Here is a 23,041-nt window from a genome sequence, read left to right as displayed (position 1 = left end):
AAGACCGAAGACCGAAGACGCCCTGGCTTCCCGGACCCGCCCGGCCGGGGTCCCCTCGGCCCCGTGACCCACGAGCCCCCGTCCACAATTAATATGAATGCATATATTTTGAGATCGTAGTAACTTCTGGCCCATGACGCTTCTCCGAGACACCTGGGCCCCCCTGCGAGATCCCCGTTTCCGCCTGCTGTGGACCGGGCAGAGCCTGTCGCACGTCGGTGACGCCGTCACCTCCGTCGCCCTCGCCCTGGCGATCGTCACCGCCACCGGCTCGGCCACCGACCTCGGCGTGGTGCTCGCGGCCCAGTCGGTCGCGACCGTGGCGCTGATGCTGCCCGGCGGCGTCTGGGCCGACCGGCTGCCCCGCCAGCGCGTGATGCTGGTCGCGGACCTGGTCCGCGGGCTCACCCATGCCGTCATGGGCGTCGAGCTGATCGTCGGCGGGGTCGAGGTCGTCCACCTGGCGGCGCTGGCCGCCGTCTCGGGGGCCGCGTCGGCGTTCTTCCTGCCCGCCACGGCCGGCCTGGTGCCCGCGACCGTCGCGCCCGAGCACCTCCCCCGGGCCAACGCGCTCATGGCGATCGCGCAGCGCGGCTCGGTGCTGCTCGGCCCGGGCATCGCCACCGCCGTCACGCTGACCGTGGGGGCGGGCTGGGCCCTGGTCCTGGACGCCGTGACGTTCCTGGCCAGCGCGGCTCTGCTGGGCCGCCTCAGGCTCACGCCGATCGCGCCCGCGCCGCATGAGCGCTTCACCCGGCAGCTCGCCGACGGATGGGCGGAGCTGCGCCGTCACCGCTGGTACTGGACGAACCTCGTGGGCCACTCCCTGTGGAACCTGGGCCGCTGCGCCCTGGTCACCATCGGCCCCGTGGTCGCCGTCGTCAGCCTCGGCGGTGAGCTGGCGTGGGGCACGATCGTACAGGGCGGCACGGTGGGCGCGCTGTGCGGCGCGCTGCTGGCGCTGCGGGCCCGGCCCAGGCGGCCGCTGGTCGCGGCCAACCTGGCGCTGGCGCTGGGCGCGCTGCCCCTGACCCTGCTCGCCGCCGGCGCGCCCGCCCTGGCCGTCGCGGCGGCCTACGGGCTGATGACGGGAGGTCTGGCCTTCATGTCGCCCCTGTGGGAGACCGCCGTGCAGGAGCACATCCCCGCCGAGGCGATCTCCCGGGTGTCCGCCTACGACTGGATGCTCTCGATCGGGCTGACCCCTCTCGGCATGGCCCTGGCGGGGCCGCTGGCGGGCGCGGTCGGCACGGCCCCCGCCCTGTACGGCGCGGCGGCCGTGATCGCGCTTCCCTGCCTGGGGGTCCTGCTCCTGCCCGACATCCGCCGTCTCGGTCAGAGCTCGGCGGAGACCAGTTTGGGGACCGCGCCGAGCAGTTCCCTGGTGTAGTCGTGCTTGGGCAGGAAGAACACCTCGTCCACGTGCCCGTCCTCGACGACCTGTCCGTCGCGCATGACCAGGACGCGGTCGCTGATGTGGTGGACCACTCCGAGGTCGTGGGAAATGAAGATCAGGGCGGTTCCGTCGGCGGCCTGGATCTCCCCGAGGAGGTCGAGCACCTGCGCCTGGATCGAGACGTCCAGCGCGGAGACCGGTTCGTCGCAGACGAGCACCTGGGGCTGCGGGGCCAGGGCCCTGGCGATGGCGACCCGCTGACGCTGTCCGCCGGACAGACGGCGGGGGTGGCTCGTCATGAGGTCGGCGGGCAGCCCGACCCTGGCCAGCAGTTCGGCCACGCGGTCCCTGCGCTCCCGCGACGGTCCGCCGAGGGGCTCGGCGATCAGGCGGCCGACGGTGTAGCGGGGATCGAAGGAGTCGAGGGGGTTCTGCGAGATCAGCTGGACGCTCGAGCGGCGGGGACGCCGCTCTCGTTCGGAGACCGTCGACCAGGGGGTTCCGTTCAGCCGCACCTGCCCGGAGACGGGCGTCATGAGGCCGAGGACGAGCCGGGCGACGGTCGTCTTGCCCGACCCCGACTCTCCCACGATGCCGACGGTCTCCCCCGCGTGCACCTCGAAGGAGACGTCGTCGACCACCTTGCGGGGGCCGTAGGCGGCGCAGAGGCGGGAGACCTCGACGACCGGCGAGCCGTGGTCGACCTTCCGCTCCGGCAGCGGGGTGCGCAGTGAGACGCCTCCGGTGGCGATCGCCGACAGGCGGGTGCCGCGCGAGGCGGCCGAGGGGACGGCGGCCAGCAGCAGCTTGGTGTAGTCGTCGTCGGGGTCGGACAGCACGCGGGCGGTCGGCCCCTCCTCGACGACCACCCCGTCCTTCATGACCAGCACCCGGTCGGCGATGGAGGAGACCACCGCCAGGTCGTGGCTGATCATCAGCAGCGCGGTGCCCTGGGCCTTGCGCGCGGCCAGCAGGCGCAGGATCTGGGCCTGCACGGTGACGTCGAGCGCGGTCGTCGGCTCGTCGGCGATGAGCAGCGGAGGGTCCGCGGCGATGGCCGAGGCGATCAGCGCGCGCTGGCGGAGGCCGCCGGACAGCTGGTGGGCGTACTGCCGTGCACGCAGTTCGGGCTCCGGCACGCCGACCGCCTCGAGCAGTTCGAGGGCCTTCGCGGCCCGGCCCGCGCGCGGCACGACGTCGTGGGCGGCGAGCACCTCGGCGATCTCGTCGCCGACCCTGCGAAGCGGGTCGAGCGAGACGAGCGCGTCCTGCAGCACCAGCCCGGCGAACCTGCCGCGCAGCCGCCGCCAGCCGCGTTGCCCGAACCGGAGCGCGTCCCTGCCCTTCACGCTGAACCTTCCCGCCGTGACGGTCGCGCCGGGGCCGGTCAGCCCGACCAGGGTCCTGGCCGTGACGCTCTTGCCCGAGCCCGACTCCCCGACGATCGCCACGCACTCGCCCTCGGCGATCGACAGGCTCACCCCCCGTACGGCTTGCACCCCTGCCTTGGGGAAGGCCACCCGCAGGTCCTCGACCTCGATGAGGCTCATGGGAGTCTCCTCTCGAAACGGCGCTGAAGGTGTCTGCCGACCAGGGTCAGGCTGACGACGCTCAGCGTGACGGCCAGGCCGGGGAAGAGGACGGTCCACCACGCGACGCGCAGGTAGTTGCGGGCCTCGGCCAGCATCGAGCCCCACTCGGGGCTGGGCGGCAGCGGGCCCAGGCCGAGGAAGCTGAGTCCCGAGGTCGCGATGATGGCGGTGCCCATGCCGATCGTGGCGATCACCGGCAGCGGGCCCAGGACGTTCGGCAGCACGTGGCGCAGGATCAGGACCGGCCTGGGCAGGCCGAAGGTGACGGCCTGTTCGACGTATCCCGACCGGCGGACCACGAAGGTCTGCGCCCTGATCACGCGGGCGTAGTTCGGAAGCTGGACCAGCCCGATCGCGAGGATCACGTTGCCGGTGCCCGGTCCGGTGACGCTGATGACCAGCAGGGCCAGCAGCAGTTCGGGAAAGGTGGCCAGGATGTCGAACAGGCGGCTGAACACCTCGTCGAGATAGCGGGGGGACAGCCCGGCCAGCGCGCCGAGGACGGTCCCCGCGACGGCGGCGAACAGGATCGCCGCCGCGCCGATGGCCAGCGAGTGCCCGGCGCCGTGGACGATGCGGGCCAGCACGTCGCGGCCGAGGTGGTCGGTGCCGAACCAGTGCTCGGCGCTCGGTGGGGCGAGCGCGTGCAGTGGGTCCGCGGCCAGCGGGTCCGTTCCGCTCAGCAGTCCCGGGGCGAGGGCCGCGACCGCGGCGACGACCAGGAACAGCAGCGGGGCGACCAGCCCCGGACGCAGGCCGTACCGGCGCCTGACCGGTGCGGCGGAGGCGAGGACGGCGGAGGAAGCGGGGAAGACGGGAACGCCGGGGGAAGCGGGAGAGGCGGAGGCGGCGACGGCGGGGGGCGGGGGCGCCACGGCCGACGGCCCCCCGTGGGGCTCGCCGCCCCGCCTGCCGCCGGGCTCACCGGCGGAGCCGAGGGTCAGGCCGGGAAGGTCGGCGTCGTCGGCCGCCCGGCGCGCCGGAGGCACGGTCCTGCCCGGCTCGTGGCCGAAGGCCGACTCCTTGTCGAAGATGGTCATCCGCTCCTCCTCAGCCGGGGGTCGATCAGGAGGTAGGAGAGGTCGACGATGGTGCTGACCGTCACGTAGACCACGGCCGACAGCAGGATGAGCGCCATGACCACGGGCATGTCCTTGCCGGTCACCGCCGAGAGGGTGAGCTGGCCGAGGCCGGGGCGGCCGAAGACGGCCTCGACGATGATCGCCCCGCCGAACAGGACTCCGACGAACCAGCCGGTGAGGGTGACGGCGGGCAGCAGCGCGTGGCGCAGGGCGTGCCCGGCGACGAGCCGCCGTTCGGTGATGCCGCGCGAGCGGGCGGTCACCGCGAACGGCTCCTCCAGGGCCCGTTCCAGTCCTTCGCGCAGGACCTGGCCCAGGACGCCGGAGATCTGCAGTCCCAGCGCGACGGCGGGCAGCACCAGCGAGACGAACCCGCGGTCCCCTGAGACGGGGAACCAGCCGAGGGTGAAGGAGAAGACGGCCAGCAGCAGGAGCCCGACCAGGAACGGCGGCATCGAGACCGCGACCAGCTCCGACATTCCGGCCAGGCCGCCGAACCAGGATCGGCGGCCCGCGGTGGTCAGCGCGAGCACCAGGGCGAGCACCACTCCGAAGACCGCCGCCGTGAGCGCGAGCCTGATGGTCGGCCCGACCTGTGTGGCCAGGAGGTCGCCCACGCCGCGCTGCAGGACGTACGAACGGCCGAGGTCTCCGTGCAGGAGCCGTACCAGGTAGTCGACGTACTGACGCGCCTGCGAGCGGTCGAGCCCCCACTCCGTGATGATCTGCGCCCGCCGCTCCGGGGTGTCGACGCCGTCGGCGATGAGGACGTCCACGGTGTCGCCGGGGACGAGCAGCAGGGCGAGGTAGGCCGCGGTGGCGGCGGCCCAGAGCACGGCGACGCCGGCTCCGAGCCGCCTGACCACCGGACCTGCCCACCCGGCGGCGGCCAGCCCCCGCCGCCGGGTGAGTGTGAGGGTGCTCACGTTCCTGTCCGGATGTCGTAAGCACTGTTGGGGGTGCCGGAGACCGGCTCGAAGGTGATCCCGGTGACTTCCGCGCCGTAGGCGACCTGGTCGGCGGGCACGTAGAGCGGCAGGAGCAGCGCCTCGTCGGTGACCACGATCTTCTGCACCTTGGCGTAGAGCTCCTTGCGCCTGGTCAGGTCGGAGCTGGCCGAGGCGTCGGCGAGCAGCTTGTCGAGTTCGGCGTTCTCGAAGTGGGTGCGGTTGATCGCGGCGCCCTTCGGCAGGATCAGGTTGAGCGCCGCGCCCGCGTCGGTGTCGCCGCGCGAGTTCTGGAAGACCTCGTACTGGTCCTCCTGCAGGGCCTTCAGCTGGGTGCCCTGGTCGACCACCTTGGGCTGGAAGTCGATGCCCACGCTCTGCTTGACCGCGGCCTGGACGGCCTGGGCGAGGATGTCGCGGCGGTCCCTGACGTAGGGCGCGGACTCGACCGAGCGGACGGTGAGCCGCTTGCCGTCCTTGACCCGGAAACCCTCCGCGTCTCGCTTGTCCCAGCCCGCCTCGTCGAGCAGTTTGTTGGCCCGCTGCGCGTTGTTTCCGAAGGTGTTCTCCAGGGAGGCGTCGTAGAACTGCGGGCTGCCCTGGCCGATGACGCTCCAGGCCCGCTTCGCCGTGCCCTGGTAGACCGAGTTGAGCACGGTGTCCACGTCGACGGCGTCCCTGAAGGCCTCGCGTACCCGCTTGTCGTCGAACGGCGGGTGGGAGACGTTGAAGTAGTAGGAGAACGCGCTGCCGGAGTTGAGGCTGGTCTCGACCTTCACCTTGGGGTCGCTCTTGAGCAGGCCGAGCTCGGTCGCGGGCACGCCCTCGATCACCTGCACCTGGCCCGAGGTGAGCGCGCCGACCCGGACCGCCGCCTCGGGCAGGAAGCGGTAGGTGATCTCCGCCAGGTGCGCGGGGCCCTGGTGGCCCGCGTTCGGGGGCGCCCAGTTGTACTTCGGGTTGCGCTTGTAGTGGGCCTCCTGGCCCGGCGTGAAGCGGTCCAGGATGAACGGCCCCGTGCCGACCAGGTCGGGGCCGCCCGCCTTGAGGTCCTTGGCGTTCTTCAGTGACTTCGGGGAGACCTGGCCCGCGTACGGCGAGGCCAGGAAGTCCAGGAACAGGCCGTCCGGCGCCTTCAGCGTGACCTTCAGGCTGTAGGGCCCGGTCACCTCCGCGGAGGAGAAGTCGCGCAGCTGGATCGCGGCGACCGCGGCGTTGTAGCCCGGCGAGACCAGCTGGTCGAGGTTGGCCTTGACCGACGCGGCGTCGAACTTCTCCCCGTCGTGGAAGGTCACGTCCTCGCGGAGTTCGAAGGTGTAGGTCAGGCCGTCCTTCGAGACCTCCCAGGACTTGGCCAGCCACGGCAGGAACTCGCCGTCCTTGCCCCGGGCGATCAACGCGTCGAACTGGTTGTGCACCAGCAGACGGGCCTTGTTCTGGCCCCACTGCTGGGGGTTGAACGTGATGGGCTGCGTCTCGACCGCCCACACCAGCGACCCGCCCTCGCCGCCGCCCTCGCCACCGGCCGCCGCGTTCTGAGCCCCGGTGTCGGCCCCGCAGGCGGCGAGCGTCAGCGTCCCGGCCAGCGCCAGGACGCCCAATTGCACTTTCACGTACTTCTCCTCGGGGGGTTCGAGCATCGCTTCACGCGACATTTCTGAGCGTCGCTTCACGCGACGTGTCTGATCTGGGTGGTGACGGCCTCGGACAGCACGATCCGGGCCAGGGCGTCGGCGTGGCGGAAGAGCGGGGCGTTGAGTCCGGGCCTGGCGAAGCCTCCGGTGGCCCGGCCGCCGACGACCCAGGGGCCGAAGGCGAAACGGTGGGGGTGCGGGGTTTCCCCTCTGTCGAGCAGGCGCCGGTCCGCGGGCCGTACCTTCAACAGCCCGGAAGTCTCGTCCACCTCGCCCCGGTCGCGGAGCGCGGTGATCAGCGGGTCGGTCGCCCGGCTGACGCTGGGCGCGGGCAGTCTGGCCTCCACGAGGGTCCTGGCGGTGACGGCGCCGGGCACGGTCGGGCTCTGCGCCTGCCACCGTCCCGCGTGGTGGTCGACCCTGAGGTCGGCCCCGAGGAAGGTGACCACACCGGCCCTGGCCAGGGCTTTGAGCTCCTCGAGACGTGGTCCGGGCGGGCCGCTGGCCACATAGCTGAACAGGCCGTTGAACCACGGGTCGGAGATGCCCAGCTCGGCCAGGACCCCGTGGACGGACAGCAGCCCGAGGATCATGGCGTAGTCGGCGCTGTGCGCGGGATCCGAGCGCCGTTCCAGGTCGGCGCCCATGTATCCGTCCATCCACCTGTGCAGCCCCGCCTGGTCGCCGAACCGTATCCGCTCGAGCGGCCGGTCGAGCCTGTCGAAGTCGAGGCGGTCGGCGTACCGGGGCACGGCCTTGCGGATCAGCGTCCGCATCCCGGCGCTGCGCCACCTCTCGCCGGCGAATCCCTTCTCGAACTCCTCCCAGCCCAGCCGGGACCGCTCGGGGTGGGAGGTGATCAGCTCGTGGTAGTAGGCGAAGGCCAGCTCCTTGGCGACCAGCGGCCACACGTCCCGCCGGAAGTTCCACGGCCCCTCCCCGAGGGCGTCCGCGGTCAGGAAGCGCGGCACCGGCGGGCGCGTGCCCTTGAAGGGGTATGCGGTCTTCGAGTGGTACGGCACGCCGCGCCGCGACCCCACGTGGAGCAGCGGCTCCCGCCCGCTGGGCAGGTAGACGAGCTCGCCGTCGTACTCGCGGACGAACCGGCCGCCCCGCCCCGAGGTGAGCAGCACCATCAGGTCGATGAAGGCCAGGCCCATGCCGCGCACGATCACCGGCTCGCCCGCGGGCAGACGGTCCTGGCCGAGGTCGAGGTCGGCGGTGTACCCGGTGGGCACGTAGTGCAGTCCGCCGCTCTCGGCCAGCGCCGCCAGCCGCCGCTCCTCCGCGGTCGGGGTCACGTCCCCGTGCCCCTGGGCGAGGACCACCGCGTCCACCTCGAGCGTCCGGCCGTCCTCCAGCCTCACGGCCTGGCCGCCGGGGACGTCGACGAGGTCGAGGGCGCGGGTCGCGTGCACGTGCACCCGGACGCCGCGGGGGGCGGTGTCCACCGCGCGCTGGAAGGCGTGGGAGAGGTAGGCGTTCTGCACCGGACGGGAGACGAAGCGGCCCGGGTCGCAGCCGAGCCACTCGGCCAGCGAGGGGCCTGGACGCACCGGGCCCACGCACTGGACGGACTCGTCGGCGAACAGCGTCACGTCGGCCGCGGCGGAGTTCGTCCAGAGCAGTTCGTTCTGTTCCCTGCGCCAGACCCGGCCGCCGCCCGGCGGGTACGGGTCGATCACGTGGATGTCCAGCGACGGCCAGTTGAGCAGTTCCGCGGCGTTCGCACAGATCCGCTCGACCAGGCAGGTACCGGTCGGCCCCGCGCCGACGATCGCGATGGAGGCGCTCATACCGCGGCTCTGCTGTGGGGCCGGTCCCAGTCGGCGCGCAGCGGCTCGACCGGGACGCGCCAGGGGTCGGTCTCCCCCGTGGGGGCGGAGAGCGCGGCGAAGTCCGTGTTGTCGCGGAAGGCGGGGTGCTGGTAGAGGTCCCTCGCGTAGTCCCACAGGTTGGGGAAGGCGGTCAGCGGGCGCTCGCTGATCCTGGCGGCCGGGTTGTCGCTCAGGTCGAACCTGAGCAGCGTCGGCCAGAGCCGCACGTCCGACTCGGTGATCCCCGAGCCGAACAGGAACCTGCGGTCGGCGAGCCTGGCGTCGAGTTCCTCGAGGAAGGCGATCACGGCCTTCCTCGCCTCGTGGTACTCCTCCTCGGTCGTGGCCGAGGCGACGCGGCCCGCCGCCGTGTTGGCGTATTCGTAGATCCTCGCGTTGAGGGCGTCGATCTCGGGCCTGAGCTCCTCGGGGTAGAGGTCGACCTCGGAGTCGCCGCCGAACTTCGTGCCCAGGTCGAGGGTGATGTCCGGGAAGTCGTTGCTGACGATGCGCCCGCTCCGCCTGTCCCACAGCACCGGCACCGAGACGTGCCCGTCGAAGCCGGGCTCGGTCGCCTCGTAGGCCTCCCTGAGGGTGGCGAACCCGTTCACCGGGTCGGCTCCGCGTCGTTCGCGGAACGCCCAGCCCCTGCCGTCGCGGTCGTCGTCCACGTAGGACAGCGAGACGACGTCCTGCAGTCCTTTGAGGGAACGGACGATCGCCGCGCGCTGCGCGTAGGGGCACACCGCCGCGACGTAGAGGTGGTAGCGCCCGGGCTCGGCGGGGAACTCCCCCGAGCCGTCGTCGGCGATCCGCCCCTGGAAGGGGTAGCGGGGGCCTGGCCGGTCACCCGGCCGGTAACGACCGTGCGTGTCCAGGTCGACGGGGCTCGCGTAGTTGAGCGTGATCTCGGACATCTGGCACTCCCAGGCATGCCTCGGTGACCCCTTGAGAGGGCCGCGCTTGCGACACGCCCACCGTGCCGCCCGGTCTCCCCCGGGGGCACCCCGCCGCGGCGCGAGGGTTGCCGGTCAGCCAGCCGGGGCTTTGCACTGACGCTCTTAACCTAGTTAGACGGTAGGAAATACATAGATCTCTGTCAACCCTTAAAGTCGGGGGATGTCTCATGAGATCGTGAAGGTGGTTTACCGCAAGTACGACGGCTCCCTGCACTGGAACCACCCGGCCCTGTTTCTCGGCGAGGACGAGCACGGCGTGTGGGTCGGCTGCCCGGCCGGGAGCAGCGGCAGGAGGGGGAAGGAGCCGCCGATCGTCTGGGACCAGCCGTTCGTGATGCTCTTCCCCCGCGACGCCTGGTGGACGGCCACCTTCAACGCGGCGCCGTACAAGACCGAGATCTACTGCGACGTCTCGACCGTGCCGCGCTGGAACGACGGCGAGGTGACGATGATCGACCTGGACCTCGACGTGATCCGCATGCGCGCGGACGGCCGGGTGTTCCTGGACGACGAGGACGAGTTCGAGGACCACCGTGTCCGCTACGCCTATCCTCCCGACGTCGTCGAGAACGCCCGCGCCTCGGCCGCCACGCTGCTCGAGGCCGTCGCCTCGGGCCTCGCCCCCTTCGCCTCGGCCCCCCACTGGCTCGCACAGGTCGTCTGACCTCGCGCGCCCCCGGGTCCGGGGGCGCGGACGGAAATCCGGTGGACAGGCGCCCTCCCGGACGGTGGGATAGGACGTCGTTCACGGCGTCGGCGTTCACGGCGTCGGCGTTCACAGCGTCGGCGTTCACAGCGTCGGCGTTCACGGCGTCGGCGTTCACGGCGTCGGCGTTCACAGCGTCGGCGTTCACAGCGTCGGCGTTCACAGCGTCGGCGTTCACAGCGTCGTTCACGACGTCGCCGTCCACGGTGAGGAGACGCGTATGTCGACCGGCGGCGCCGACGAGGTGTCCATCGACGCGCCCCTGGTGCGCCGGCTGCTCGCGGCCCAGTTCCCTCGGTGGGCGGACCTGCCCCTCTCGCCGGTCCCGTTGTCCGGCATGGACAACGCGACGTTCCGGCTGGGCGAGGACATGTCCGTACGGCTGCCCCGTTATCCCCGGTGGGTGGGGCAGGTGGAGCGGGAGCACCGGTGGCTGCCGCGGCTGGCCCCGCATCTGCCGCTCCCCGTTCCCGAGCCCCTCGCGATGGGCGAGCCCGCCGAGGGCTATCCCTTCCCCTGGTCGGTCTACCGGTGGCTGGAAGGCGAGACCGCGACCGCCGACCGCCTCGCCGACCCGGTCCAGGCCGCGACCGACCTCGCCGGGTTCGTCACCGCCCTGCGGAGGATCGACCCCACCGGCGGCCCCGGCCCCGAGTGGAGCAACGCCTTCCGCGGCGTGCCCATGGGCGACGAGCGCGACTCCCTGGCCACCGAGGCGCGCGTCCGCCCCAAGATCGCGGCGCTGAAGGGCGTGATCGACACCGACGCGGTGACGGCCGTGTGGGAGGCGGCGCTGGCGGCGCCCGCGTGGGACGGCCCGCCGGTGTGGATCCACGGGGACCTCGCGCCCGGGAACCTCCTGGCCGCCGACGGCAGGTTGAGCGCCGTCATCGACTTCGGGACACTGGCCGTCGGCGACCCCGCGGTCGACCTGCTGCCCGCGTGGAAGCTCCTGCCCGCCGAGGCGCGGAACGTCTTCCGCGCGGCGCTCGACGTCGACGACGCGACCTGGGCCAGGGGCCGCGGCTGGGGACTGGCGGCCTCCCTGCCCTCCCCCGACGACCCCTTCTTCGACGACCCGGCCCGCGCGGCCGTCGCGCTGCGTCACCTCGAGGAGCTCGTCGCCGATCTCCAGACCGCTTCCCCGCCGACCGCCTGATCCCGCCTGATCGCCTCATCGTCTGGATCGCCGCCTCTCGGGCGCCCCCCGGAGGCCCCCGGACGCCCCCGGACGCCTCTGAGACGACGGCGGACCGCCCGCAACGGCCCCACCGAGCGCCCGCCCCTGGCGGCCCGCCGCCGTCCCTCGTCCCGTCATGGTCGGTGACCGAGGGCACGCTCCTGGGAGTCGGGGTGGGTGACGAAGCTCGGCGACAGCTCCACGTCGTCGTAGTAGCGGTGGAAGACCGGCGTCGCGGAGCCGGAGATGGGTGGGACGATCCAGCTCCAGTCGGCAGGACAGACCCGGCCCGCCCTCTCCTCGCGCTCCACGTGGGTCAGGAAGCGCCGGGCCTCGGTGTGGTGGTCGGTCACGGTCACCCCCGCCCTGTCGAAGGAGTGCAGGACCGCCACGTTCAGCTCCACCAGGGCGTGGTCGCGCCACAGCGAGCGGTCGCTGCGGGTGTCCAGGCCCAGATATCCGGCGATCAGGGGCACCAGGTCGTAACGGTCGGAGTCTGCCAGGTTGCGGGCCCCGATCTCGGTGCCCATGTACCAGCCGTTGAACGGCGCCGCCCGATAGCAGACTCCGCCGATCTCCAGACACATGCTCGATATGGCCGGTACGGCGTGCCAGCGCAGCCCCAGCCGCTCGAACCACGGATAGGCGGGGTGGGACAGCGGCACCTCGAGCACGGCGTCCCCGGGGACCGTGGACAGCAGCGGCGTCCCCTCACCCATCGAGATCGCCAGCGGAAGCACGTCGAAGGGCGTGCCCGAGCCGCCCTGCCAGCCGAGCTTGCGCAGCATCGTGGTGAAGCCGACGTAGCGGGGGTCCCCGACGACGGAGCCGTCGTCCATCTCGTATCCGGCGTAGCGGATGAGCTGCTCGTTCCAGATCCTCGGCCCGGGAACACCCGGGCGGTCGGGGGCGAACACCGTGATCGTCGGCCTGATCCTGCCGTCGGACACGGCCTCGCGGAGGTGGTTCACGCATTCGACGGCGACCCCCTCCGCCGTGCTCACTTTGCGCCGGTCGCGTACGCGCAGCGAGTGCCAGTAGAGCCGCCCGATGCATCTTCCGCTGTTCCGCCAGGCCACCCGGGCGCCGAAGACGAGCTCGTCCGGCGTGTGCGTGTAGGTTCCCGTCCTCGCGATCTCCGCCCGCACCTCGCGCAGCCGCGACCTCACAGGGCCCGCGGCCGGGTTCTCCGCGTGGAACAGCCTCAGGTACTCCTCGGCGGCCGCCACGTCCACGTGCGGCGCCGGGTGCTCCGGCGGCGGCCCGCCACGGGCCCGCTGATGAGCATCCTCGTAAACCTCCGTTTGAACACCGTGAAGCGTCTCAGGCGCGTGACGCCATGACCTCGGCCAGGTCGGCACAGAAAAACCACCTAATGGAAATCACGGGCACAGGGTGCCGTTCCGGGCGGCATCGTGCCCTCAACACAGTGGCCCAACCCCACTGTGATCGCTGTGGTCCGCGGCACTGCGCCCGCGTCACCGAACGAACGCATGATGACACGGGACGCAACGTCCCTCATTTTCTGTGATTCACCGTGATTTGTCCCCGAAACAGGACATGACGCGACGGAGGCCCCGGGGGCTGTGCTCCCGGGGCCTCCGGTATGGCTCCCGCGATAGGACTCGAACCTATAACCTGCCGGTTAACAGCCGGCTGCTCTGCCGATTGAGCTACACGGGATCGTGCTTTGCGCTGGTCGGGCGGGGTGTTTTCCCCGTTCCTTGCGGCGCAGGAATAGATTAGCGCACTCCGGGAGTGTGTGTCGCATCGATACTCCGGGGTAGGTCCGAGAGGACTCGTGATCCGCGGGTAGGGTCCGGCGAAGGACGGCTGTGGAGGTGGAGATGCGTTACCGACTGATGTTCGGCGTTGGCCTTGCGGTGGGCTACATCCTTGGGAGCCGCGCGGGCCGGGAGCGTTACGAGCAGCTCAAGCGAGCGGCTCGCCGGGTGTCGGACAGCCCCGCTGTCCAGGAAGCCGCAGGACTGGTGGGCGCCCGCGTCTCCAAGGCCACCGACGTGGCCAAGACGAAGGTGAGCGACGTGGCCAGGAGCCGGCTGCCGTTCCTCCAGCCGCACAACGGCTGGGAGGCGGAAAAGCATGACGACACGGGCACCGGCTGGCCGGAGGACGAAAAAGCCGTCACTCCCCATTAGAGCCGCGCCCACACGCCTTCGCCCCCTTCCCCCCCAACGGTCACGGCGTGGGAGACGGCGGCGCGGGAGACCGGGAGCACGAACAAGCCGGGAAGGCCCCCTCGGGGGCCTTCCGCGCGTCCGCGGCGATCCGCCCTGCCGATGCGCGGCCCGTGGAGCCCGTCTCCGAGCCCGCCCCGGAGACGGGCTTCACGGCCCTTCAGACTCCCGGACGCGGCGGACCCTTCACGCTCCCGGACGCGGCGGACCCTTCACGCTCCCGAACACTTCGGCCGCTTCGACCGCTTCCGGCGCTTCACACGCCGCACGCTCCTCAGACGCCGAAACTGCGGCGGGTCTCCTCCAGAGCCTGCTCCGCGAGCGCCCGCAGGCCGGGGTCCTGCGGGTCCATCCCGGAGTCGAACACGAACTCCCAGATCATCCGGTCGTCGTCGGTCTTCCTGGCCACCAGCCGCACTCCCCCTCTGGCGTCCAGCGGGGCGTACTGGCTGACCACGATCGAGGCGGTCACCCGCTCCCGCACCGCCTCGGGAATCCGGCCCGGCTCCGGCAGCAGCGCCCGGTGCGTCTGCCCCGCGGTCGTGACGACCGTCAGCCCCTCCTCGTCCCACACGCCCCGATCCACCTGGAACCACGGCAGCCGGAGCCCGCCCAGGTAGAGCGCCTTGTCCGTCGCGATCACGTAGCCGTCCGGTCCCTCGGCGTAGGTGAGCACCCGGTCGGTCGGCGCGACGGCCGTGCGGACCTCGGCGGGCGTCCGGTTGAAGAGCTTCATGCGTCCACGTTATCGGCGAGCAGATCGAGGGTGAGCGCGGCCGACCAGGAGAAGTCCCTGCTGCCCCTGCCGCTGCCGTCGAAGGGGTCGAAACACTCCCTGAAGCCCGACTGCCGCACCAGGCGCAGCGTGCAGGCGCCGAGCAGCCCCGCCAGTCCGGTCAGCCCGTGGACGGTCGCCGCCCGCCGCAGCAGCCAGTTGGTGTTCACCCACGAGGGCCCCCGCCAGTAGCGGGACCGGTCGAACTGCGCGGCACGGATCTCGCAGCTCGGCACGGGGTACCCCGCGGCCCCCATGAAACGCGCCGACTCCAGCACTCCCACCAGTTTCGCCACCAGGTCGGCGGGCAGGCCGGGATCGAGCATCGGCCCGAAGCCACCGACGGTGCAGACCGGGCTGAGCCGTCCCGCCCGCAGGTCGAGGGCGTGGAACGCCTCGCCGGACCACAGTCGTTCCAGCAGTCCCGCGCGGATGCGCTCCGCGGCCTCCCGGTGCGGCCCGGGGTCGGCGCCCGCCAGCGGGGCCAGTTCGGTGAGCGCCTGACACGAGGCGAGCCATATCCCGTTGAACATCGGGTCCTCGACCGCGAAAGGGTGGTCCTCGCGCAGGTAGGCGCCGTCGTAGCCGGAGTCGCGGTAGCGCAGGGCCAGCCAGACGTAGCGGTCGTGGTGGCTGTCGAGGGGGTGGCCGGGGACCGGCTCACGGCGGTAGGCGTGGGAGACGGGGGCCAGGGCGTCCAGCGGGGCGTCCCACACGGGACTGTCGTCCATCCCGGACTCCCAGGGATGGACGATCGAGGCCAGCCCTCCCCCGCCCAGGTCCCTGGTCGTGGCCAGGTAGTCGTGCTGGGCCACCAGCATCGGGTACAGCCTGCGGACGAGCGCCTCCGCCTCGTCGCGGTCCGTCGCGTGCCGCCACATCCACCAGACGGCCAGGGCGTGCAGGGGCGGCTGGGTCAGCCCGGAGGTGAGCACCCCGTTGGGGGCGTCCGGATGGTCCTGGGAGCACCAGACGGACGGTCCGGGGAAGTAGCCGTCGGCGCGGGCCTGGTGGAAGACGATGTGCGGCACCATGCCGGTGCGCCACTGCCCGTCCAGAAGGCTGATCAGCTCCGCTCCCGCCCTGCGGGTGTCACAGCGGGAGACTCCGATCGCGACGAAGGTCGAGTCCCAGTTCCACTGGTGCGGGTAGAGACCGGGCGCGGGCACGGTCGCGGCCCCCGACCTGTTCGCGTCGAGCACGGACCAGGCCTCGCGCCCGAGCGCGGCGTCGTCCACTGCCGAGCGCCCTTCCATTCGCCCAGTCTGCGCCTGTATTCGCCAAGAAAACAGTGCTTCGCCCGCTCTGCCTCCCTCAGCCTCCCCGCGAAAGGTCTTCGGCCGCACCTCAGAAGGCTTAAGGGCGGCTGAGAGGCGTTGTCGTTTTCTCCGCCCCCGGGTGCAGCCTGGGAGTGCTGGCGGCTAACGCCGGGCAGAACATCCCAAAGGGGGCACTCATGGACATTAAGCGGAAAATCCTGATAGGTGCACTTTCTCTCGTCACCCTGGGAGGAGCGGCGGGCACTCTGTCCATCGCCAACGCCGACACTCCCCCACCCTCGCCCCCGGACAACGGCACCTCGACCGCACCGCCCGGTCCTGACCAGAACAAGCAGGACGAGTGCCCGTACGAGCAGGACGAACAAGGCCAGGACGGCGAGAAGGGGCAGCCGGGAGACGATCAGCAGAAGAACCCGAACGAGCAGGACGAGCAGGACGAGCAGGGCGCGCAGAACGGCCAGGACGGCCAGGACGGCCAGGTCTGGCAGGGCGGCCAGGGCGGAGCCGGAGGCGCCGGCGGCGGGGGAGGCGGCGGAGGCGGCCAGGGCGGAGCCGGAGGCCGGGGAGGTTACTGACCCAGCGCCCGGGAGGCCGGCGAGGACCTGAAGACCCGAGAGGCCGGGACAGGCGGCAGGTCCCGCAGGGGCACGCCCCTCAGGTCATTCGGCGTGCCGGGGGAAGCGGACGCGGAACAGCGCTCCGCCGCCGGGTGAGTCTCCCACCTCGATCCGGGCGTGATGTCTGCGGGCGATCTCGGCCACGATGGCCAGGCCGAGACCCGCGCCGCCCGCCTCCCTGCCTCTCGCCCCGTCCGTCCGGACGAAACGATCGAAGATGCGCTCGCGATCCCCGTCCGGCACGCCGGGGCCGTCGTCGGCGACCTCGACGACCGCCGTGTCGCCGTCGGGCCGTACGGCGAGCGTGATCGTGGTGCGGGCGTGGCGGGCGGCGTTGTCCACCAGGTTGCGGACCAGCCGGACGAGCGCCTGACGGTCCCCGTCGACCTTGACCGGCACCAGCCGGGCGCGTACCAGCAGCGTGCTCGTACGGCGGAGTCTGCTCCGTTCCTGCGCGACGACGTCGTCCAGGTCGACCTCCTCCCGTGGCGCTCCCGTTCTCCGTTCGTCGGCGCGGGCGAGCAGCAGCAGGTCGTCGATCAGGCCGCGCAGCCGTACCGCCTCGGCCCGCATCGTCCGCAGGGTCTCCGGATCGGTGCGCCAGCCGTCCTGTTCGGCGAGTTCGAGGCCGCCCAGCACGCTGGTCAGAGGGCTGCGGAGTTCGTGGCTCGCGTCGGCGACGAACCTCCGCTGGGCCGCCTGCGCCGACTCCAGCCGGTCCAGCATCTGGTTCATCGTCGTGGCCAGCCCCGCGACCTCGTCCCGTGTCGGCGGCACCGGGACCCGGGCGGACAGGTCTCCGCCGCCACCGCCGATGGAGGCGACCTGGCTGCGGATCCCCTCGACCGGCGCCAGCGCCCGCCCGGAGAGGCGGTAGGTGAGCCCTCCGACGAACAGCAGCGACACCGGGACGGCCACCGCCAGCAGGCCGACGGCGGTGAAGGTGGTGAGGTTCACGGGCTGGAGCGAATCGGCGACGATCACCGTGTAGGGGGTGCCGTCGACGTCGGCCCGCTGGACGGCGACGAGCATGCCCCCGGCCCGCTCGACGGCGGCCTCTCCTCCGGGCGGGGGGCGGGAGGTGGTGAAGGGGGCTCGCCCGGGGAATCCCCAGACGACCGCGCCCCGCGCGTCGACGATCTGCGCGACCCCCGTGCGGAGGCCCAGCGTCCACTCCAGGTCCGCCAGGTCCCTCTCGTCGGACTGGCTCACCTGGTCCGCGAGGTCCCTCGCCGCGGTGACCAGGGTGTCGGTCATCGCGTCCGTCAGCGTCCTGCGCAGGACGAACACCCCGCCGACCGCCCCGAGCACCAGGACCACGGCGGTGACCAGCACGGCCACCCAGGCCGTCCGCAGACGCACCCCCACGCCGTCCCAGAACCGCGCCACGGTCATCCTCCGGCCGGGTCGAGCGCGTAGCCCACCGTGCGGACCGTGCGGATGGCGCGTCGGCCGAAGGGCTCGTCGAGCTTTCTGCGCAGGTAACGCACATAGACCTCGACCACGTTCTCGCCGCCCTCGTAGTCGGCGTCCCAGACTCCCGCCAGGATGTCGCTCTTGGCGACGGCCTCCCCCTTGCGGCGCATCAGGAACTCCAGCACGTCGTACTCCCTCGGGGTCAGGCAGATCTCCACCTGCCCCCTGGCGACCCTGCGGAGGGCGGGGTCGACCGTCAGGTCGCCGGCGGCCATGACGGCGGGCCGCTCGTGACCGCCGCGCCGTACCAGCGCCCGCAGCCGGGCGACCAGCACCACGAAGGAGAAGGGTTTGGTCAGGTAGTCGTCGGCGCCGAGATCGAAGGCGTCAGCCTCGTCGTACTCGCCGTCCTTGGCGGTCAGCATGAGCACCGGCGTCCACACTCGCCGTTCCCGCAGGCCCCTGAGCACGTCGTAGCCGCTCAGCCCGGGCAGCATGATGTCGAGGACGATCACGTCGTAGTGGTCGTTCTCGGTGGCGGCGCGCAGCCCGCCGATCCCGTCGGCCCTGGCGTCCATGGCGATGTGGTGAACGGCGAGGCCTCTGCGCACGATGTCGACGATCCTCGGCTCGTCCTCGATCAGCAGAACCCGCATGGACCTTCTTCCCCGCGCTCCCCCGCGCTCCTCCCGCGCGCCCCACGTTCTCCCGTGTCCCTTTCGGGATTCGAGGAGAACTTCAAGGGCTTCCTGAGATCACTCCCAACCTTCTGCGAGGACGAACAACATATCCACCTGATGTTCGCAATCATTTATATCGATGCACATAAAGGAACGAATCACATTCGAACCAAGATTCTCCGCGAACCACGCCCCCGGCTCTCTGTCCCGGGCGGGCCGCGACCCGGGCGGGGTCAGCTCGCGGTGATCGCGGCCAGGCCCGACAGCGGCTCCGCCAGGGCGTTGAGGGCGTCGGAGAGCTCCTTGACCTCGTCCTTGGACAGGTCGGTGTAGGAGACGAATCCCTCCCCCTTGGCGTGCTTGGCGAGAAGGCCTCGCAGGTCGGCGAACTCGGTGTCCAGGGTCACGACGAGCGGTGCGTTCCTCTCCTGCACGACCGGCCGCAGGATCTCGTAGACCTTGAACGCGCCGTCCACATTGGCCTTGAAGTCCCACAGGTCGGTGTGCGAGAAGGCCTCCTCCTCACCGGTCACCTTCTCGGTCGCCACCTCGTCGAGCAGCTCCTTCGCACCCGCCGTCATGGAGGCCACGGTGATCTCCGCGCGGGGCAGCTCGGCCCTGAGCGTGCTGAGGTCGACCAGCAGCTCGTCGCCGTACACGGCCTCCTTCCCGACCGTCTTCGGCGCCAACCACAACGCCTTCTCCAGACGGTGCCACCCCGTCCACCTCGCCTCCTCCCCGAGATCGGCCTCGCGCGCGTCCACCTTGGCGTCGATGTGGGGGAACGCCTCCGCGACCGGCTCGATCCGCTCCCAGCCGAGGCGGCTCGGCGCGTAGAGGGCCCTGGCCTTCCTCACGTCGCCCTTCTTGATCGCGGCGACGAAGTAGGCGGTTCTCGCAATGGTGTCGTAGACCTGCTTCTCCGCGTAGGTCCGGTACTCCTTGACCGCGCTCGCGGCCCACGAGGCCATCTGGGCGGCTCCGCCCTGGGCCGTGGTGTCCTGGCTCGTGCCGGCGCCGTTCGGGCCGCACGCGGTGAGGACGAGGGTGAGCAGGCCGCAGGCTGCGACGGGGCGGAGGACAGCGGGCATGGACGCTCCTGAATGTCTGTCGTGGGGCCTCCATAATCCTGTAGTCGCACGTCACAGCCCCGGCGACGTGCCGATCAGCATGACGATCAGCCGCCGGGTTTCCGGAAGAAGGCGCGGAGGAAAACCCTCGAATCCACCACTTGGGGCAAAGGGACGTGGCCGTGGCGTGTCTTCGGACGCCCGGGGAGACGCCGTCGCGGACATCCCGAGGAGCGACCGGGGAGACGCCGTCGCGGACATCCCGAGGAGTGACCCGGCGGAGAAGCGAGGGACGGTCCGGCGACGCCCCCGGCCGCGCCGGGACCCCGGACACGGCGGAGGCCCCCGGGACGTGCTCCTTCCGGGGGCCTCCGCCGTACGGGGGCGTTCAGTCGAGGTAGTCGCGGAGCATCTGGGCCCGGGTCGGATGACGCAGTTTCGCCAGCGTCTTCGACTCGATCTGCCGGATGCGCTCCCGCGTCACGCCGAACTCCCGGCCGACCTCCTCCAGCGTCCGGGGGTGTCCGTCCGCGAGACCGAAGCGCAGCTGGATGATCCGCTGCTCCCGCTCGGACAGCGTCGCGAGGATGTCGTCGAGCTGGTCCTGCAGCATGATGAAGGCCGCGGCCTCCATCGGCACGACCGCGTCCGCGTCCTCGATGAAGTCGCCGAGGTCGGAGTCCTCCTCGCCGATGGGCGACTGCAACGAGACGGGCTCCTGCGCGATGCGCTGGATCTCGATCACGCGGTCGATCGGGAGATCCATCTCCAGCGCGATCTCCTCGGGCGCGGGCTCCCGGCCGAGGTCCTGGTGGAGCTGTCGCTGGACCCGGACCAGTTTGTTGATCGTCTCGACCATGTGCACCGGAATGCGAATGGTGCGCGCCTGGTCGGCGATGGCCCGCGTGATCGCCTGGCGAATCCACCACGTGGCGTACGTGGAGAACTTGTATCCCTTGGTGTAGTCGAATTTCTCGACCGCCCTGATGAGCCCGAGGTTGCCCTCCTGGATCAGGTCCAGGAACAGCATCCCGCGCCCCACGTATCTTTTGGCGATGGAGACGACGAGCCGCAGATTGGCCTCGATCAGCCGCTGCTTGGCCCGCGTGCCCTCCCAGACGAGCTCCTTGAACTCGGGGAACGCCAGCCGCGAGACGACGCTGGTGAGCTTGTCCTCCGCGAACAGCCCGGCTTCGATGGACTTGGCGAGCTCCACCTCCTCTTCGGCCGTGAGCAGGGGGACCCGGCCGATCTCCCGCAGGTAGATGCGGACCAGATCGCTGGTCGGGGCCCGTTTACCGACATCCTCCTCATCGGACCGGGTGGTCTCCTCATCGCCCTGTGGCTCGAGAACCTCCACTCCGTGCTCGGCGAGCATGCGCACGACGCGTTCAAGCGCGTCCGACGGCAGCTCGGATTTGTCGAGAGCGGCGGCCACGTCATCGACCGTGACGCTTCCGCGCTCCCTTCCCTTCGCGACGAGGTCGGCCACCTGGTCTACCGATGGCGGCCCACTTGGCAGCACCGATGCACCCACGGGAGACAGTCTGCTGTATTCGGTCCCCTAAATGGCAGACCTATTTTTGTCACCGAAGGTAAGGCCGCGATCATTATCGAACCGAGACCTTATTGGGGTTTGGTCGAATCGGCGTATGGAAATTAAAGCCAATTACGTGATCAGCTTCCCGAAGCGCGTTCCTTCAGCACCCGCCGCTGCTGCTCCAGCGCGACGAGCTCGGCGAACAGCCGGTTGTACTCCTGCTGCTCCTCGACAGGGTTGGTCCGCTGCATGCGCGACTTCAGCTGCTCGATCACCCGCGCGACCGAGATGAGCTCCAGCGCGGCGAGCATGGCCGAGGCGTATCTCTCCTCACCGGCCACGTCGGCGCGCAGTTCCTCGACCGCGAAACGGGTGACCACGGGACGCAGGGCGTCGGTGACGCCGTCGAGCAGCCGGTCGACCCACTCCCGCCCTCCGGGGCCCGCCGCCGCCGCGCCACCGGCGTCCGCGATCAGCTTGTGCAGGGCGACGTGCTCGGGCAGCGTGAACGCCTCGGAGCCGATCGCGTCGAAGCCCGGCCCGAGCAGCGCGGGACGCTGCACGGCCAGTTTCAGCACCTCGGCCTCGGTCCGCACTCCGGGGTCGGTCAGCTCGGCGACCTTGCGCGGCCCCGCGGGGCGTTGCGCGCGTGCCTGGGCCTGAGCCTGGGTCTGGGCCGTGGGCTGGGCGTTGACGGAGATCTCGGCGATCCGGTCCACCACGAACCGCTCGTTGTTGAAGCCGAGCCAGCGGTCGAGGTCCACGGCGTACAGCTGGCGCAGGGCCCGGTCCTTGATCCCGGCCACGATCGGCGCGGCGGCGTCCAGCGCGGACAGCCTGCCCTCGTTGCTGCTCACGTCGTAACGGGAGATCACACTGCGGATGGCGAACGCGAACAGCGGCTCCCTGCTCGCGATCAGGTCGCGCACCGCGGCCTCGCCGCGCGTGACACGCAGGTCGCACGGGTCGAGCCCGTCTCCCTGGACGGCCACGAAGGTCTGGGTGACGAACTTCTGCTCGTCGGCGAAGGCCCGCAGCGCCGCCTTCTGCCCCGCCGCGTCGCCGTCGAAGGTGAAGATCACCTCACCCTGCGACCCCGACTGGTCGAGCAGCAGCCGCCGCAGCACCTTGATGTGCTCCTGGCCGAACGCGGTGCCGCAGGTGGCCACCGCCGTCGGCACCCCGGACAGGTGACAGGCCATCACGTCGGTGTATCCCTCGACGATCACCGCCTGGGACCGCTTGGAGATCTCCCGCTTGGCCAGGTCGACCCCGTAGAGGACCTCGCTCTTCTTGTAGAGCGGGCTTTCCGGGGTGTTGAGGTATTTCGGCCCGTCCTCGGCGTCGTTCAGCTTGCGCGCGCCGAAGCCGATCACGTCTCCGGTGATGTCGCGGATCGGCCAGACGAGCCGCCCGCGGAACCGGTCGATCGGCCCGCGCCGCCCCTCCTTCGCCAGACCGCCCTTGATCAGCTCGGCGGCGGTGAAGCCCCTGGCCATCAGGTGCCGGGAGAGCGCCTCCCACTCGGCGGGCGCGTAACCGACGCCGAAGTGCTCGGCGTCGACCCGCTCGAAGCCGCGCTCCGACAGGAACCTGCGCCCGATCGCGGCCTCCGGCGACGACAGCCTCTCCGCGTAGAACTCCGCCGCGGCCCGGTGCGCCTCGATCAGGCGGCTGCGCTCCCCCTGCTCGCGGCCGGGCACGTAACCGCCCTGCTCGTAACGGAGCTGGATGCCCGCCCGGTTGGCCAGCCGCTCGACGGCCTCGCCGAAGGACAGGTGCTCCAGGCGTCTGACGAAGGTGATGACGTCGCCGCCCTCGGCGCAGCCGAAGCAGTACCAGTAGCCGCGGGTGGGGGTGACGTTGAAGGAGGGGCTCTTCTCGTCGTGGAAGGGGCACAGCCCCTTCAGGTTGCCGCCGCCCGCGTTGCGGAGCTGGATGTGCTCGCCCACGATGTCCGCGATCGGCGAGCGCTCCCGCACGAGCGCGATGTCCTCGTCACTGATCCGGCCTGCCACGCCGTGAGTCTAGTGCTGCCCCCCCGACAGCTCCGAGTCCGGCAGGATGGAGCTCCGACTTTTCCGAACGGGCCATGACCAATCGGGAGGTCGGTTACAAAGGTAAAGGCTGATTCTCGATAACGTTACCCTGG

The 23,041-nt window shown here is 71.1% G+C and carries 19 protein-coding genes, 1 tRNA gene and 1 riboswitch; of the genes, 5 read left to right on the top strand and 15 right to left on the bottom strand.

The window, feature by feature from the left end:
* The first annotated feature begins 133 nt into the window (after positions 1–133).
* Positions 134–1,390 carry an MFS transporter gene (locus PKF00_RS15125; protein WP_271218129.1) on the top strand — a complete coding sequence of 419 codons (1,257 nt, stop codon included), beginning with the start codon at positions 134–136 and terminating at the stop codon, positions 1,388–1,390.
* Here the strand turns inward: PKF00_RS15125 and PKF00_RS15120 are convergent.
* The 6 genes from PKF00_RS15120 to PKF00_RS15095 are packed head-to-tail and all read right to left on the bottom strand — an operon-like array spanning position 1,336 to position 9,385.
* Complete coding sequence (locus PKF00_RS15120) at positions 1,336–2,946, bottom strand: dipeptide ABC transporter ATP-binding protein (protein ID WP_271218128.1); 1,611 nt, start codon at positions 2,944–2,946, stop codon at positions 1,336–1,338. The two genes, PKF00_RS15125 and PKF00_RS15120, sit on opposite strands and share 55 nt — an antisense overlap.
* Positions 2,943–4,028, bottom strand: coding sequence for an ABC transporter permease (locus PKF00_RS15115; RefSeq protein ID WP_271218127.1), 1,086 nt, complete (start codon positions 4,026–4,028; stop codon positions 2,943–2,945). Before PKF00_RS15115 ends, PKF00_RS15120 begins: the two co-directional genes overlap by 4 nt.
* Positions 4,025–4,996 carry an ABC transporter permease gene (locus tag PKF00_RS15110; RefSeq protein WP_271218126.1) on the bottom strand — a complete coding sequence of 324 codons (972 nt, stop codon included), beginning with the start codon at positions 4,994–4,996 and terminating at the stop codon, positions 4,025–4,027. Before PKF00_RS15110 ends, PKF00_RS15115 begins: the two co-directional genes overlap by 4 nt.
* The gene (locus PKF00_RS15105) at positions 4,993–6,630 is read right to left on the bottom strand and encodes an ABC transporter substrate-binding protein (RefSeq protein ID WP_271218125.1); all 1,638 of its coding nucleotides are present in this window, start codon (positions 6,628–6,630) and stop codon (positions 4,993–4,995) included. Before PKF00_RS15105 ends, PKF00_RS15110 begins: the two co-directional genes overlap by 4 nt.
* 56 nt (positions 6,631–6,686) lie before the next feature.
* Entirely contained in the window at positions 6,687–8,447 is a 1,761-nt protein-coding gene (locus PKF00_RS15100) for an FAD/NAD(P)-binding protein (protein ID WP_271218124.1), read from the bottom strand.
* Positions 8,444–9,385 (bottom strand): glutathione S-transferase C-terminal domain-containing protein, encoded by a 942-nt coding sequence (locus tag PKF00_RS15095; RefSeq protein ID WP_271218123.1) that lies wholly within the window; start codon positions 9,383–9,385, stop codon positions 8,444–8,446. The genes PKF00_RS15100 and PKF00_RS15095 overlap by 4 nt, the downstream gene beginning before the upstream one ends.
* A gap of 37 nt (positions 9,386–9,422) precedes the next feature.
* A riboswitch (SAM riboswitch) is annotated at positions 9,423–9,535 on the bottom strand.
* Positions 9,536–9,587: 52 nt separating this feature from the next.
* On the opposite strand from PKF00_RS15095, the gene PKF00_RS15090 reads away from it, so the two are divergent.
* A complete protein-coding gene (locus PKF00_RS15090) occupies positions 9,588–10,091 on the top strand; it encodes a DUF402 domain-containing protein (RefSeq protein WP_271218122.1) in 504 nt (167 codons plus the stop codon).
* A gap of 262 nt (positions 10,092–10,353) precedes the next feature.
* Positions 10,354–11,292 carry an aminoglycoside phosphotransferase family protein gene (locus PKF00_RS15085; RefSeq protein ID WP_271218121.1) on the top strand — a complete coding sequence of 313 codons (939 nt, stop codon included), beginning with the start codon at positions 10,354–10,356 and terminating at the stop codon, positions 11,290–11,292.
* A gap of 155 nt (positions 11,293–11,447) precedes the next feature.
* Here the strand turns inward: PKF00_RS15085 and PKF00_RS15080 are convergent, their stop codons facing one another.
* Together PKF00_RS15080 and PKF00_RS15075 are read right to left on the bottom strand one after the other, a co-directional pair.
* Positions 11,448–12,548: a nitric oxide synthase oxygenase gene (locus tag PKF00_RS15080; protein WP_271218120.1), complete on the bottom strand. Its 1,101-nt coding sequence runs from the start codon at positions 12,546–12,548 to the stop codon at positions 11,448–11,450.
* Positions 12,549–12,920: 372 nt separating this feature from the next.
* Positions 12,921–12,996, bottom strand: a tRNA-Asn gene (locus PKF00_RS15075).
* 164 nt (positions 12,997–13,160) lie between these two features.
* On the opposite strand from PKF00_RS15075, the gene PKF00_RS15070 reads away from it, so the two are divergent.
* Positions 13,161–13,472: a YtxH domain-containing protein gene (locus tag PKF00_RS15070; RefSeq protein WP_271218155.1), complete on the top strand. Its 312-nt coding sequence runs from the start codon at positions 13,161–13,163 to the stop codon at positions 13,470–13,472.
* A gap of 313 nt (positions 13,473–13,785) precedes the next feature.
* Here the strand turns inward: PKF00_RS15070 and PKF00_RS15065 are convergent, their stop codons facing one another.
* Both PKF00_RS15065 and PKF00_RS15060 read right to left on the bottom strand, forming a co-directional pair.
* A complete protein-coding gene (locus tag PKF00_RS15065) occupies positions 13,786–14,247 on the bottom strand; it encodes a hypothetical protein (RefSeq protein WP_271218119.1) in 462 nt (153 codons plus the stop codon).
* Positions 14,244–15,542 carry an MGH1-like glycoside hydrolase domain-containing protein gene (locus tag PKF00_RS15060; RefSeq protein ID WP_271218118.1) on the bottom strand — a complete coding sequence of 433 codons (1,299 nt, stop codon included), beginning with the start codon at positions 15,540–15,542 and terminating at the stop codon, positions 14,244–14,246. The genes PKF00_RS15065 and PKF00_RS15060 overlap by 4 nt, the downstream gene beginning before the upstream one ends.
* A 200-nt stretch (positions 15,543–15,742) precedes the next feature.
* Here PKF00_RS15060 and PKF00_RS15055 point away from each other — a divergent pair, with 200 nt between their 5' ends.
* Positions 15,743–16,141: a hypothetical protein gene (locus tag PKF00_RS15055; RefSeq protein WP_271218117.1), complete on the top strand. Its 399-nt coding sequence runs from the start codon at positions 15,743–15,745 to the stop codon at positions 16,139–16,141.
* Positions 16,142–16,225: 84 nt separating this feature from the next.
* On the opposite strand, the gene PKF00_RS15050 is transcribed toward PKF00_RS15055, so the two are convergent.
* From PKF00_RS15050 to dnaG, 5 genes are all read right to left on the bottom strand, one after another.
* Positions 16,226–17,572 (bottom strand): HAMP domain-containing sensor histidine kinase, encoded by a 1,347-nt coding sequence (locus tag PKF00_RS15050; RefSeq protein WP_271218116.1) that lies wholly within the window; start codon positions 17,570–17,572, stop codon positions 16,226–16,228.
* Between the two features lie 2 nt (positions 17,573–17,574).
* Positions 17,575–18,255 carry a response regulator transcription factor gene (locus PKF00_RS15045; protein WP_271218115.1) on the bottom strand — a complete coding sequence of 227 codons (681 nt, stop codon included), beginning with the start codon at positions 18,253–18,255 and terminating at the stop codon, positions 17,575–17,577.
* Between the two features lie 257 nt (positions 18,256–18,512).
* Complete coding sequence (gene efeO, locus PKF00_RS15040) at positions 18,513–19,370, bottom strand: iron uptake system protein EfeO (protein ID WP_271218114.1); 858 nt, start codon at positions 19,368–19,370, stop codon at positions 18,513–18,515.
* Between the two features lie 367 nt (positions 19,371–19,737).
* The gene (rpoD, locus tag PKF00_RS15035; protein WP_425582284.1) at positions 19,738–20,886 is read right to left on the bottom strand and encodes an RNA polymerase sigma factor RpoD; all 1,149 of its coding nucleotides are present in this window, start codon (positions 20,884–20,886) and stop codon (positions 19,738–19,740) included.
* A gap of 140 nt (positions 20,887–21,026) precedes the next feature.
* A complete protein-coding gene (dnaG, locus tag PKF00_RS15030; protein WP_271218113.1) occupies positions 21,027–22,907 on the bottom strand; it encodes a DNA primase in 1,881 nt (626 codons plus the stop codon).
* Positions 22,908–23,041: the final 134 nt, after the last annotated feature.

This window comes from Streptosporangium carneum (genome assembly GCF_027922005.1).
GTDB lineage: Bacteria > Actinomycetota > Actinomycetes > Streptosporangiales > Streptosporangiaceae > Streptosporangium > Streptosporangium carneum.
The sequence above is the reverse complement of the archived record's forward strand: the minus strand, read 5'-3'. Positions and strand labels throughout refer to the sequence as shown.

Excerpts from the sequence above, each read along its gene's own strand:
- PKF00_RS15125 (WP_271218129.1), top strand. The coding sequence starts at position 134 with ATGACGCTTCTCCGAGACACCTGGGCCCCCCTGCGAGATCCCCGTTTC.
- PKF00_RS15120 (WP_271218128.1), bottom strand. The coding sequence starts at position 2,946 with ATGAGCCTCATCGAGGTCGAGGACCTGCGGGTGGCCTTCCCCAAGGCA.
- PKF00_RS15115 (WP_271218127.1), bottom strand. The coding sequence starts at position 4,028 with ATGACCATCTTCGACAAGGAGTCGGCCTTCGGCCACGAGCCGGGCAGG.
- PKF00_RS15100 (WP_271218124.1), bottom strand. The coding sequence starts at position 8,447 with ATGAGCGCCTCCATCGCGATCGTCGGCGCGGGGCCGACCGGTACCTGC.
- PKF00_RS15095 (WP_271218123.1), bottom strand. The coding sequence starts at position 9,385 with ATGTCCGAGATCACGCTCAACTACGCGAGCCCCGTCGACCTGGACACG.
- PKF00_RS15090 (WP_271218122.1), top strand. The coding sequence starts at position 9,588 with ATGTCTCATGAGATCGTGAAGGTGGTTTACCGCAAGTACGACGGCTCC.
- PKF00_RS15085 (WP_271218121.1), top strand. The coding sequence starts at position 10,354 with ATGTCGACCGGCGGCGCCGACGAGGTGTCCATCGACGCGCCCCTGGTG.
- PKF00_RS15070 (WP_271218155.1), top strand. The coding sequence starts at position 13,161 with ATGCGTTACCGACTGATGTTCGGCGTTGGCCTTGCGGTGGGCTACATC.
- PKF00_RS15065 (WP_271218119.1), bottom strand. The coding sequence starts at position 14,247 with ATGAAGCTCTTCAACCGGACGCCCGCCGAGGTCCGCACGGCCGTCGCG.
- PKF00_RS15060 (WP_271218118.1), bottom strand. The coding sequence starts at position 15,542 with ATGGAAGGGCGCTCGGCAGTGGACGACGCCGCGCTCGGGCGCGAGGCC.
- PKF00_RS15055 (WP_271218117.1), top strand. The coding sequence starts at position 15,743 with ATGGACATTAAGCGGAAAATCCTGATAGGTGCACTTTCTCTCGTCACC.
- PKF00_RS15045 (WP_271218115.1), bottom strand. The coding sequence starts at position 18,255 with ATGCGGGTTCTGCTGATCGAGGACGAGCCGAGGATCGTCGACATCGTG.
- efeO (WP_271218114.1), bottom strand. The coding sequence starts at position 19,370 with ATGCCCGCTGTCCTCCGCCCCGTCGCAGCCTGCGGCCTGCTCACCCTC.